The sequence below is a fragment of the Enterococcus sp. FSL R5-0957 genome (assembly GCF_038008005.1).
Classification (GTDB): Bacteria; Bacillota; Bacilli; order Lactobacillales; family Enterococcaceae; genus Enterococcus_B; species Enterococcus_B faecium.
This window is the reverse complement of sequence record NZ_JBBOYG010000001.1, coordinates 949,516-961,364: the sequence shown is the minus strand read 5'-3', so window position 1 is coordinate 961,364 and position 11,849 is coordinate 949,516. Positions and strand designations below refer to the sequence as shown.

General features: G+C 36.0%; 11 protein-coding genes, 1 other RNA gene and 1 pseudogene. 6 read left to right on the top strand and 7 right to left on the bottom strand.

What is annotated here, in order from left to right:
- Positions 1-150: 150 nt before the first annotated feature.
- The gene (locus MKX69_RS04615) at positions 151-2,271 is read left to right on the top strand and encodes an LTA synthase family protein (protein WP_341009019.1); all 2,121 of its coding nucleotides are present in this window, start codon (positions 151-153) and stop codon (positions 2,269-2,271) included.
- A gap of 114 nt (positions 2,272-2,385) precedes the next feature.
- Here the strand turns inward: MKX69_RS04615 and MKX69_RS04610 are convergent, their stop codons facing one another.
- Positions 2,386-3,678, bottom strand: a complete 1,293-nt coding sequence (locus MKX69_RS04610) for an ISL3-like element IS1251 family transposase (protein WP_341009017.1) — start codon at positions 3,676-3,678, stop codon at positions 2,386-2,388.
- Between the two features lie 322 nt (positions 3,679-4,000).
- Between MKX69_RS04610 and MKX69_RS04605 the strand changes: the two genes are divergently transcribed.
- Both MKX69_RS04605 and MKX69_RS04600 read left to right on the top strand, forming a co-directional pair.
- The gene (locus MKX69_RS04605) at positions 4,001-4,726 is read left to right on the top strand and encodes a hypothetical protein (protein ID WP_341009015.1); all 726 of its coding nucleotides are present in this window, start codon (positions 4,001-4,003) and stop codon (positions 4,724-4,726) included.
- Positions 4,716-5,225, top strand: coding sequence for a hypothetical protein (locus MKX69_RS04600; RefSeq protein ID WP_341009013.1), 510 nt, complete (start codon positions 4,716-4,718; stop codon positions 5,223-5,225). Before MKX69_RS04605 ends, MKX69_RS04600 begins: the two co-directional genes overlap by 11 nt.
- 69 nt (positions 5,226-5,294) lie before the next feature.
- On the opposite strand, the gene MKX69_RS04595 is transcribed toward MKX69_RS04600, so the two are convergent.
- The 3 genes from MKX69_RS04595 to MKX69_RS04585 are packed head-to-tail and all read right to left on the bottom strand — an operon-like array spanning position 5,295 to position 7,790.
- Entirely contained in the window at positions 5,295-6,743 is a 1,449-nt protein-coding gene (locus tag MKX69_RS04595) for a HAMP domain-containing sensor histidine kinase (RefSeq protein WP_341009011.1), read from the bottom strand.
- The gene (locus tag MKX69_RS04590) at positions 6,743-7,459 is read right to left on the bottom strand and encodes a response regulator transcription factor (RefSeq protein WP_002293942.1); all 717 of its coding nucleotides are present in this window, start codon (positions 7,457-7,459) and stop codon (positions 6,743-6,745) included. The genes MKX69_RS04595 and MKX69_RS04590 overlap by 1 nt, the downstream gene beginning before the upstream one ends.
- Positions 7,440-7,790, bottom strand: a complete 351-nt coding sequence (locus MKX69_RS04585; RefSeq protein WP_002288595.1) for an SdpI family protein — start codon at positions 7,788-7,790, stop codon at positions 7,440-7,442. The genes MKX69_RS04590 and MKX69_RS04585 overlap by 20 nt, the downstream gene beginning before the upstream one ends.
- 143 nt (positions 7,791-7,933) lie before the next feature.
- Between MKX69_RS04585 and MKX69_RS04580 the strand changes: the two genes are divergently transcribed.
- Both MKX69_RS04580 and ssrA read left to right on the top strand, forming a co-directional pair.
- Complete coding sequence (locus MKX69_RS04580; RefSeq protein ID WP_341009008.1) at positions 7,934-8,707, top strand: Cof-type HAD-IIB family hydrolase; 774 nt, start codon at positions 7,934-7,936, stop codon at positions 8,705-8,707.
- A gap of 170 nt (positions 8,708-8,877) precedes the next feature.
- Positions 8,878-9,244, top strand: a transfer-messenger RNA (tmRNA) gene (gene ssrA / locus MKX69_RS04575).
- 433 nt (positions 9,245-9,677) lie between these two features.
- Here ssrA and MKX69_RS04570 read toward each other — a convergent pair.
- A complete protein-coding gene (locus MKX69_RS04570; RefSeq protein WP_002323892.1) occupies positions 9,678-9,992 on the bottom strand; it encodes a hypothetical protein in 315 nt (104 codons plus the stop codon).
- A gap of 285 nt (positions 9,993-10,277) precedes the next feature.
- On the opposite strand from MKX69_RS04570, the gene MKX69_RS04565 reads away from it, so the two are divergent.
- Positions 10,278-10,517, top strand: a complete 240-nt coding sequence (locus tag MKX69_RS04565) for a hypothetical protein (protein WP_002321266.1) — start codon at positions 10,278-10,280, stop codon at positions 10,515-10,517.
- Positions 10,518-10,878: 361 nt separating this feature from the next.
- Here the strand turns inward: MKX69_RS04565 and MKX69_RS04560 are convergent.
- Positions 10,879-11,138, bottom strand: a pseudogene (locus MKX69_RS04560) (hypothetical protein).
- Between the two features lie 184 nt (positions 11,139-11,322).
- Positions 11,323-11,820 carry a GAF domain-containing protein gene (locus MKX69_RS04555; RefSeq protein WP_002289618.1) on the bottom strand — a complete coding sequence of 166 codons (498 nt, stop codon included), beginning with the start codon at positions 11,818-11,820 and terminating at the stop codon, positions 11,323-11,325.
- Positions 11,821-11,849: the final 29 nt, after the last annotated feature.

The following is an 11,849-nucleotide window of genomic DNA, read 5'->3' as shown; positions in this document are numbered from 1 at the left end:
GCTTAAAGAAAACCTTAATGAAACAGCATAAACTTCTGGTTTCAATTGACACTATATTGTCATACTAGTAAAATAAATGAGAATAAGTGAGCTGTGTAACATGGTTTCATGACACTTCTGTGATTAAGAAGTGCAGAAAGGAAGATTATCTTGAAATATATAAAAACACCTGCCTTTTTGAATAAGAGGCTCGGATTTTTTTCTTTACTAGTCGTTTTACTTTGGTTGAAAACGATTTTTGCCTATTTAGTTGATTTCCATCTCGGAATCGAAAGTGGCATTCAATACTTTATCTTGTTTATCAACCCTATTGCAACTACATTGTTATTACTTGGAATTGCTCTTTATATCAGACGCCCTAGAGTTGCTTATATCACGATGATGGTCATTTATTTTCTTTTGACATTGCTTGTTTTTTCGAATGTCACTTATTATCGAGAATTCACGGACTTCATTACGATCAACACGATTTTAGGTGCTGGGAAAGTAGCGAGTGGTCTGGGAGAAAGTGCCATTCGACTGTTTCGCCCATATGATGTGATCTATTGGATCGATTTTATTATCTTGACTGTTCTGCTGATTGCAAAAAAAATCAAGTTGGACCCTCGCCCGATCCGAGCAAGAATGGCTTTTGCGATCTCTACATTAGCAGTTATGATTTTCTCAGGAAATCTTTTTATAGCGGAAGCTGATCGTCCAGAATTGCTGACTCGAACATTCTCTCGTGATTATTTGGTCAAATATCTTGGCTTGAATGCTTTCATGGTTTATGACGGTGTTCAAACTTACCAGACAAACCAAGTGCGGGCAGAAGCAAGTCCCAATGATATGAAAGAAGTAGAAAATTATGTAAAAGAACATTATGCAGCACCAAATGACGATTTGTTCGGGCTCGCTAAAGGAAAAAATGTGATTTATATCCATTTAGAAAGCTTCCAGCAATTCCTGATCGATTATAAATTGACAGATGAGAATGGTGTCCAGCATGAAGTTACACCTTTCATCAATAGTCTTTACCACAGCAACAGCACGTTCAGTTTTGACAACTTTTTCCATCAAGTAAAAGCAGGAAAAACAAGCGATGCGGAAACGCTGATGGAAAATTCATTGTTTGGCTTGAATCAAGGCTCCTTGTTCACACAATTAGGCGGAAAAAATACTTTCCAAGCTGCACCTGATATTTTAAGTCAAACACAAGGTTACACTAGTGCGGTATTCCATGGGAACGCTGGTACATTCTGGAATCGAAACGAGACATATAAGAATTTAGGATATGATTATTTCTTTGATTCTTCTTATTATGATGTTAATGATGACAATTCGTTCCAATACGGGTTGCATGATAAACCATTTTTCCAACAATCCGTACAATACTTGGAACGTCTGCAACAACCATTTTATTCAAAATTCATTGCTGTATCTAACCATTATCCTTATTCAAAATTCACCAATGACGAAGCAGGATTCCCGTTAGCCAATACAAATGATGAAACGATCAACGGTTACTTTGCGACAGCCAATTATTTAGATACCGCCGTACAAGAATTCTTCAATTATTTGAAAGAAAGCGGCTTGTATGATAATTCAGTCATCGTCCTTTACGGTGACCATTACGGTGTCTCGAATTCAAGAAATAAAAATCTAGCTGAATTAGTTGGAAAAACAAGTTCTACTTGGACAAACTACGACAATGCACAAATGCAGCGTGTCCCTTATATGATCCATATCCCTGGACAAACACAGGGCGGAATCAATCACACTTACGGCGGACAAGTTGATGCCTTGCCTACATTACTTCACTTACTAGGTGTAGATACAAAAAATTATATTCAGTTAGGACAAGATCTATTCTCGAAAGATCATGAACAGCTTGTTTCTTTCCGTGATGGTGATTTTGTTACACCAAAATATACTTACTACGGTGGTACGATCTATAGTAACGAAACTGGTGAAGCTATTACTGAACCTACTGAGGAAGTACAGAATGAAATTGATTCACTGAAAGAAAAAGTTGATAAACAGTTAGCTGTTTCTGACCAAATCAATAATGGTGATCTTCTTCGGTTCTATACGAATAGTGGATTAGACCCAATTGATACCAGTGATTATGACTACAAGAATGGCTTAGAGAAATTAAAAGAAGCTGAAAAATCTCTTGGTGACAAGTCAACTAGTGTCTTTAGTGAACACAACGGACAATCAACTGTTGATCTTTATAAAACGCAAACGTACCAAGAACTTCACGGAACGACCACAAGTTCTTCCGAATGATAAAATAAATTTAAAAGGAGCAGCGACAAAATTAGGCTCTTTGTCAAATGATGTTGGTAAAGAGAAATCTTAGAATAATTGGAGATCAAGTGGATCAGTTCCTCTTGATCTTTTTTAGTTGAAAATCAATGCGTTGCCATGACGAATCATGATGCGCAATTTGAAATTATAAAAGCTACGAAAGCCATATGCATTTCGTTTTAACACTTTGATATGGTTGTTCAGACATTCAAGTGGGCCATTTGAATAACTTTGTTGTAAAGCATTTTTGATTTGTGGCAGAAATTTCTGGAACGTTCTCAAGGTCGTCTGATAGCCTTCGGGAAGCATGATATTATTGGTAAGTAGTTCTTCAAACGATACGTAGTCTCGTTCCTTTACAGCGTAAAGAAAGTCTTGATATAACTGATAGCCTACACGCAAAGCAGGGCTCCCTTTCAGTAAGCGATCCACAATATCGGTCTCTGTTAAATGAGCTTTGAAGCCAGGTCGCCAAAGGCGTCGAGTATAATCAAGCTTGCGTTCATCTTTTTGAAGAAGTTTCCAGTATCTTTTTAATTGCTTACCTAATTGATAGTGTTTTTGTTCTTTGCTTTTTAATAGTTGGTTCGTTTCTTTGATTCGATGATTGCGAAAGGTACGACCAATATGTTGGACGATGTGAAACCGGTCAATAATCAGCTGTGCTTTTGGAGACAGCTTTTTAACGAGCGATACATAAGGAGCGTACATATCAATCACGATCCATTCGACCGCTTCACGAATTTCTCGTGAAAAATGACTAAAATAACGTTTTAAAAAAGGCAGTTGTCGGTTCTCGACAATGTCCAATAAGCGCTGTGTTTGTCCATCCATCATGATGAAACTCATAGCACCTGAAACACCCCGAACTGATTTGAATTCATCAAAACAAAGTACCTTAGGTAACGGTGTCCGAAAAGGATTCAACGGACGATAAAATCGCTTCATAATACGGTAAACAGAAGAGACCGATAGATTTTTCTGAGCGGCGATCTCTGTCATTGAGGTATTTTTTTTCAGACGAGTCACGACAGACCAGCGGACTTTCTCACTGATGAAACAGTGTTTTTTCGCAACAGAAGTATCTGCGACAAAGGTCCGCTGACAAGCTTTGCATTTGAAGCGTTGCTTTTTCAATTCGAGGTAGGTACGGTATTCAGAAACATCGTTCATTAACAACCGGACGGTTGTTGTACCCCAACGCACAATATCTGAAGCAATCTGGTGTTTACAGTGGATGCATTCTTGGGCTGTATAAATCAAGTTTCCACGATAAATATGACAGATTTGCCCTTTGTATTTTTCTTTTGTGAGACAATTTTCGTTAAAAGTAACTGATAAGTCTAGAATATCTAATGTTTCTTTGATAAGGTGAGTGTAAGACATCTTGATTCCTCCTTTTGGGTTGGTTCGCCAAATTAATTCTAAAGGATTTCAAGGTGTCTTTTCTATATGTTTTGGAAAATAAAAAAGATGCTGGTGTCATCCACCAACATCAAAAAGTATAGAGCCCAAAATTATTGTCGCTGCTCCTTTTTTCGAATAAACAGTGTTCAAAAGCTTGCATCTACGGTAATAGAATAGGGCAGCTTCTTCACAACCTCTTGCTTTTTACAAAATATTTTCTGGTTTTAATTCGTGATTTCACTAAAGGAATTTCATACTTTATTCATATTCATTTTCTATACTTTTTATAGAGGTGAAAAGTATGAAAATAATCCGCTATGCTACTGCTCGATTAATTTATTACAAAAAGCAGACAATACTCTATTGTTTATTTTCAAGCTTTTCTGCTTTTTTATTGATAGCATGCCTGACTCTTTACCATTTGCAATCGGCTTTAGCCAATCAAGTCCAAGATCGGCTTTCATTTATTGGCGCTTCTGCATCTACAGAGCTTCTTCCGGCTTTAGAATTAGCTAGCCGATTTTATATAAAAGGCATATTCAGTTTATTTTTTCTATTTGCCTTCCTTTTTATCTTTTTCTTTTACTATTCAGTCAGGCAAAACAAGCAGGAATTGATCAATTGGCGCCTGACTGGTCTTTCTAAAACCAAATTATTCCTTTTTATTTTCTGGCAGCTGTTCTTTCCTCTCTTTCTTTGTTGTATCTTGGTTTTATTGTGGATCGTCAGCTTCCAGTCAGTTTATGAAGCGCTTCTTCAAAGGATCAATTTTCTTGTCTTAAAGACTACTGAACTGCCAGATATCCGTGATATCTTGACTTCGGTAAGCGGACTTACAATTCCGATGGATCAACAGACTTTTTTTACCATCGATTTCCAAAATGATCTTTTTTTCACAGATATACTTAAGGGATTTGCCCAAACTCTTATTGGGCTCAGTGGATGCTGTCTCATTCTTAGTCTATTACCTTTCACTTTTTTTATCCATCATTTGCAAAGTAGGAGGCCTGGACGTAATGAAACCTGAATATTTGATTCATGCTGAACACTTGACCGTTATTTTGTGTCCTCTCGAAAAACAGCATAAAATATTGGAGCACTTGAAAAAAGAGGTTCTTGTTGCAAAACTGGATAATTTTGCGATCATCCAAAAAAATTGGCCGATGTTTCCTTATCTGAATCTTAAAGACCATGTCCTGTTGGATGTACCCGAAAAAGAAATCAAACAAGATCGTTTTGCCTATCAAGAAAAACTTGATATCTCTCCTTCCTTGCTTAATTGTGCGGCAGCTGAGTTGACGTCTTTTGAAAAAGTAAAGCTGCAATTACTTCATGCCTTGCTTTCCAAGCGAAACAATATTGTTATTGAAGATACATTTGATGAACTTAGTGTATTGGAGATCCAAGAGCTACTCCACTTGCTTTCTTATTTAGCTCATGAAGAAAATCAAGGTATCTTACTCTTTACTCATGATGCTACTATTGCCCAAAGTCCTTATATTGATCGTTTAGAGCCCGCGGGCTAAATCAATCATTTTATAGTAAAAACAAGCGGTATAGAAGATCGATTCATGATCTTTTATACCGCTTGTTTTTTACTCTTCTTTGATTTCTACGTCAGGCAAACGAACAGTGAATTTTGTTCCTTTTCCTAGTTCGCTTTCTACTTCTAATTTTCCTTTATGCAAGCGTACAAGTTGCTGCACGATTGGTAAACCTAATCCTGATTCACCATATTTTGTATTTTTTCTTGAAGGATCTACTTTATAATAACGATCCCAGATACTTTTCATTTGTTGTTCAGACATTCCAATTCCCGTATCTTCAATCGTGATGATCGTTTCAAGATAGCCTTTTTCTAAAGTAATCGTGATTTGGCCGTTTTCAGTAAACTGTATCGCGTTTTGAATAATATTGACCATGATTTGGACAAATCGGTCATAATCAGCGTAAACATCAATATCATCAACGGCTTTCAATGTCAATGTATCTCCTGCTGCTTCTGCTTTAGCTTCTAACTGTGCAACAATATTTTTCAATGTTTCTGTTCCATTGAATTTTTTAATGACCATACTGATTTGATTCGTACGGATTTTTTCATAATCCAAGTTTTCATTCACCAAACGGATCAGACGCTCTGTTTCATTTTTCATCAATTTAATCGCGTTTTCTCGCTGATTTTCAGGGATTGCATTGTATTCTAACCCTTCCAGAAGTCCGTTGATTGTCGTAAGAGGTGTTCTCATCTCGTGAGAAGCATCTGCCATAAATTGTCTTCGACGATTTTCTTGTTCTTCAATTTCTGCTTGAGATTCTTTCAATGAATTCGTCATTTTATTGAAATCATCTGCTAACTCATCAAATTCATCTTTGTCATGTACGGGGAGCTGTACATCAAAATTACCATTCGTCACTTCTTTCGTCGCATTCCTTAACCGATTGATACGCTTAACTTGGAATGCTGCAAAAGCATAGCTGGCAATAACTGCAACGATACTGGAAAAAATAAATCCTTTGAACAGGTTCAGTGTAATTGGACGAACGCTGTCATCGATATTTCGCGCAGGTTGACTAACTACAAGTGCTCCATAGAATTCATGATTCAAATTAAATGGCACAAGTGCGTAAGAGGTCGCCTGTGCTTGTCCTAAAATATTTTTATTCGATGTGAATTTTTCTTGACGTCCATTCCTCAGATTTTTCCATTGATCAGCTGTTAAGGTAAAATTCAGTAAAGCTGTATTAGTCGGATAAATGACACGTTCGTTTTTATCGATAAATATAAAGTTCACATTTTGTTCTGTCAGTACTTGCTCTGTCAGCAGCAATGCATTTTGAAACGCCTGATCTTGACTAAACTGCGGGAGCGTATCGGCATAGGTTTGCGTTGTCTTTTCAACTGATTCAGCATATCCAAACAGTTGCTGGTAATTGTTTTCTTCAATCGTTTGTTTTGTCAGTTGTGTAAAAGAAACTCCAACGATCAATAAGATCAACGCGACCATTCCGCAAAAAGCTAAGAGTTGCTGATACAAATAACGCATTAGGCAACACCAGAATCATCGAATTTGTAGCCGACTCCCCAAACAGTTTGGATGACTTGTGGTCCGACCTTTTCGATTTTTTGTCGTAATTTCTTGATATGAGCGTCCACTGTCCGTTCATCACCAAAGTACTGATAATCCCAGACTAATTCAAGCAGCTGCTCTCGAGAGAATACTTGACGTGGTTTTTTTGCTAAAGTAAACAATAGATCGAACTCTTTAGGCGTTAGTCCTTCAATTGGCCGGTTGTCCAGATACGCTTCTCGTGTTTTCGTATTCATCTTGAAATGACTAGTCTCGATATCAAAATGATCATCTGAAACTGCTGCTTCTTCTCTTGCTTCTGCCAACTCACTACGACGATGCAAAGCTTTCATTCGAGCAATAAGCGTCAGAGGACTGAAAGGTTTTGTGACATAATCATCTGCCCCCATCTCTAAGCCGATCACCTGATCACTTTCAGAATCTCTAGCTGTCAGCATGATAATCGGCACAGTACTTGAAACTTTGCGGATCTCTCTTCCTACTAGCATACCGTCCAGCGTGGGCAAATTCAGGTCTAGTGTAATCATATCCCAATGTTGTGGGTTTTCTAAAAAGGCATCGAGCCCTTCTTTTCCATCATACTTGAAAGTTGCTTCCCAACCTTCATTTAAGAAAAACATCTGCATCATTTCAGAAACAGATTGATTATCTTCAATCATTAAAATATTCATTATCGTTCCCTCCAGTTTCCAGGTCATATTTCTGTAATTTCTTTTCTGTCATAATAAAAATAGGCATAATTGGAAATACTAGCAAAAGCATTTCAATCAGAAAATAATTCGTATGCCCAGATGTCTTTAAATAATAGCCGATCAATGCCATCAGTAAGCCCATAAGAAAAAACCAGTTTCCGCTTGTCTTTTGAGCCAGCCGCCAATGAGCGTCTGTTTTTGCGGCAAGAGGCGAATGGTACCCATAAAAAGGCAGATTTCCTTTTGAGGGCAGAATCCGAAAAAGACTGCCAATTATTAAGAATAAGATACCAATACTGAAAAAAATCATTCTTTCCCTCCTAAATTCTCTTCTTATAGTATACTCTAAATTGTTGACTGAACCAATATGTTCAGGAATTCTTCACGAAAGGTTTGTCTTTTGTTCATTCTTTGTTAAGATAAACTTATTCCAATAAAAAAGGAGTTTTATTTGTGTCAAATTATCGTGCAATCACTTTCTTTGATCTTGATGGAACATTACTAGATGCGAAATCAAAAATCACACCCGAAGTGGCAAAAGCTATGAACGCATTAAAAGAAAACAATGTTCTCCCCGTCATCGCTACAGGACGTACAGAAGCAGAAATCCACTCTATCATGGAAGATGCGGGCATTACTTCTGCGGTCACCATGAATGGTTCTTTCATTCGAGTAGACGGCGAAGAAATCTATTCTCAAACATTTTCTTCAGAAGAATGTCAAAAAATGTATGATCATGTACAGTTGAACGGTCATGAACTTTCTTACTATAACGATCAGAAAATCTGGTGTACCGGTCATAGCCAAACAATGATCAATGCTTACGACTTCATTCATTCAGATGTTCCGGAATTTGATCCTTTAGGCTTTAAAGAAAACACAGTAAATATGTTGCTGATCTTATCTCAATCAGGTGACGAATACTATCACGAACATTTTCCTGAGCTAACTTTTTATCGGAATGGTCCTTACTCGATCGATACAGTGAAGAAAGGAATCTCAAAAGGGGCAGGTGTCAAACGTCTGCAAAAAGAACTTCAGCTGGAAAAAGTTCCTACTTTTGGATTTGGCGATGGTCCGAATGATTTTGCCTTGTTGGAAGCTTGCGACAACAAAATCGCTATGGGCAACGCCTATGACGGATTAAAAGAACTTTCTACCTTTATCACAAAGAAAAATACAGAAGGCGGAATTGTCCACGCATTGAAGTATTTTGATCTGATTTAAGATCTTTTTTTGAAGCTACCTCTTTTCTTAAGAAAATCGCTTATTTTTTCTTAAGAAAGGGGCAGTTATTATATAAATAATGGGATATGATTCGCTTTTTTATTGAATTTATCCCAATATATGCTATACTAATTTTGTATGAAAAATACACGTAACCCTTGTTAGCTAACGGGGACGTTACGGATTCGACAGGCACAGTCGAGCTTGAATTGCGTTTCGTAGGTTACGTCTACGTAAAAACGTTACAGTTAAATATAACTGCTAAAAACGAAAACAACTCTTACGCTTTAGCTGCCTAAAAACAGTTAGCGTAGATCCTCTCGGCATCACCCATGTGCTCGAGTAAGGGTCCTAACTTTAGTGGGATACGTTTCAACTTTCCGTCTGTAAGTTGAAAAAGAGAACATCAGACTAGCGATACAGAATGCCTGTCACTCGGCAAGCTGTAAAGTGAATCCTTAAATGAGTTGACTATGAACGTAGATTTTTAAGTGGCGATGTGTTTGGACGCGGGTTCGACTCCCGCCGTCTCCATATATGTATGTTTGAGACAGATAAACATGTATGAAAAACGTTGTTAAATCAACGTTTTTTTATTTTGGTCAAGGAGAGAAAAGTAGAGAAATACAAAATTTTTTGCATTGATTTTGCATTCAAAAAAACATTCAAACATTTAGAAATCCCCAATACGTATTCAGGAAAATCTATTTTAAGGTTTACAAAAAGAACTTTTGTTCGTACACTCTTTTTGAGGTGAACTTTTATGCTGATGGAAGGAAAAACACAATTATGGTTTAAGCATGTTCCTTCAAATAAGTTTTTTAATTATAAACTCTAGAGAAATTAATTCATCCTAACATAAAATAATTGTTCACTCAAAAGTTTTTCTAGAACAATTAAAACAGCAGGCTTCACATTCGCTATACATTTGTAAGAAGTAATAATTCCTGTACTAAAAGGCATAATTGCTTTAATTATTTTTTGACTTCTCTTCAAACACAAGAAGTAGTTGTGTAATAATTGCAGAAATAAGGATTCCAATAATAGATATAAAATTTGACATGGAAACGTCTATAACATTAAAAGAATAAAGTGTTGAAGAAAGTAAACTGATTGAAATAACCCCTCCGTAAAAAATAGTCTGTGAATATACCCACTTTTTTTCAGAAGACGTACTTCGTTTGGTTCTAAAACCTATCCCTGCATTTCTACTCTTATCAAAAAACCAAATATTTAGAAGTAATAATATTGCTATTATTAAGATAAAATTACTGTAAAAATCCAAAAGCTATCCTCCTAGCAACTATTTAAATACCCAAAAAAATTACCTCTAGATAATATCATACCTACGTTTTCACTTATAAATTTTTTCATAAAAAAAGCGTTTAGAGGCATAATCGTTAATACAGATGGTAACCAATGTATCTGGTTTGAACTGGGATATCACCCTCTCCATATATGTATTACTAAGACTAATAGATACTATAAAAGACTTGATAGTTTTGCATTGATTTTGCCTAATACTGAGCATAGGTGTATGCTAAACGATACTATAAGGAGTGTGTACATAATGAAAAGAATTCTGTTTATCAGTTTATCAAATTTATTGTTACTTACTGCTTGTGGGACTTCTGCATCAAAGAACATACCTTCAGATACGCAAATTTCGAATAGTATCGATTCAACAATTTCTACAAATGAGAAAAATTCTCCGGTAGAAACTTCCGATATAAAAGTTTCTACCTCTGCAAAAAACAGGGTAAAGAAACTGTCAGCACGTCTCCTTTATTTCAAACAAACTCTGAATTAGCTTCTTCATCTTCTTCAGCAAATAATGATGATAGTTTCGCGTTTACTCCTAACTAAATGCAACCTTTACAAATGCTTTACGATAACAAGCCTGAGCTAAATGATCCTGATATCAGTTTTGCATTTTTTGAAATGATTGGATCGGATGATCTTTTTAAAACTACTAGTTTGTCTATCCGAAAATAGGACAGTTCTGGCAGTATAGGTTTTTATCGAGTTTCTCCACCAGGCCTCGTTACAGAGACAGATTCTCTAGGCGAACCTTTTGAATAAATCAAAAATCATGAACAATCACTGCCAACTAAATAAAGTGCCTTCAAAAGCTTGGTCTTCTCGCTTTTGAAGGCACTTTATTTAAATCTTTATGAAACTAAAGTATGTTCATATTTGTTGCTATAGTTATATAGATATTCTGTTGTTTCCAACTCATAAACGTGAGTATATTTTGCCACTACTTTTCCGCATTTTTCTAATATTTCATTGCGATCGACGTCATGATATTCGTCTACGCAGATCACAACACAATTTTCTAATTTACTGATTACTTCTCCAACCACTTTTTGTTTCAAGCCAATAGGTTGGCAAATATATTTTTTCCTAAAATGATAGTTTCGTTATTCATATTTCATCCATCCTTAATGTTTTTTCATTATTTAAAATGATAATACCATTAAAATATGATTATGAAAATCAATAACACTTGTGATTTTATAAAAAAATAAAAAAACCGAAAAACAGAAATGCCCACTGTCTTTCCGGCTCTTTTTATTCTTGATTTCTCTTCTTTTTTGTTTCAATAGACGATTTTAGTTATTAATAAATGAAAAAGCATTTATATTAAAATTTGCTAATAAAAGATCTACATATTTTTCTAGAAATGCTTGATCGATTTCATCATACCCTTTCGTTACTCCGCAATCGATATCTAAAACACCGATTAAATTACCTTCTTTTACCATTGGCACTACGATTTCTGATTGTGCGGCTGAATCGCAGGAAATGTAATTTGCATGGGTTTTGACATCATCAACGATCAATGTTTCTTGTTTTTCAGCTGATTCTCCACAAACTCCTTTTCCCATCTTGATACGTGTGCAAGAAACTCGCCCTTGGAACGGTCCTAAAATCAATTCATTACCATCGAATAAATAATATCCTGCAAAGACAGTCTCAGGCAAAGTCTCATTCAACAATGCAGATGAATTTGCTAAATTTGCTAACCAGTTATCTTCTGCTTCTAATAATCCTTGTTGCTGTAATAATAAAATTTCGTATGCATCTTTTTTCTGTTTTTCTGTCCACATGATAAAAACCGCTCCTTTTTGATCTATGG

What these genes read in the sequence shown, in the direction of transcription:
- MKX69_RS04605 (WP_341009015.1), top strand. Translation starts at nt 4,001, where the DNA reads ATGAAAATAATCCGCTATGCTACTGCTCGATTAATTTATTACAAAAAG.
- MKX69_RS04595 (WP_341009011.1), bottom strand. Translation starts at nt 6,743, where the DNA reads ATGCGTTATTTGTATCAGCAACTCTTAGCTTTTTGCGGAATGGTCGCG.
- MKX69_RS04565 (WP_002321266.1), top strand. Translation starts at nt 10,278, where the DNA reads ATGAAAAGAATTCTGTTTATCAGTTTATCAAATTTATTGTTACTTACT.
- MKX69_RS04585 (WP_002288595.1), bottom strand. Translation starts at nt 7,790, where the DNA reads ATGATTTTTTTCAGTATTGGTATCTTATTCTTAATAATTGGCAGTCTT.
- MKX69_RS04600 (WP_341009013.1), top strand. Translation starts at nt 4,716, where the DNA reads ATGAAACCTGAATATTTGATTCATGCTGAACACTTGACCGTTATTTTG.
- MKX69_RS04555 (WP_002289618.1), bottom strand. Translation starts at nt 11,820, where the DNA reads ATGTGGACAGAAAAACAGAAAAAAGATGCATACGAAATTTTATTATTA.
- MKX69_RS04610 (WP_341009017.1), bottom strand. Translation starts at nt 3,678, where the DNA reads ATGTCTTACACTCACCTTATCAAAGAAACATTAGATATTCTAGACTTA.
- MKX69_RS04590 (WP_002293942.1), bottom strand. Translation starts at nt 7,459, where the DNA reads ATGAATATTTTAATGATTGAAGATAATCAATCTGTTTCTGAAATGATG.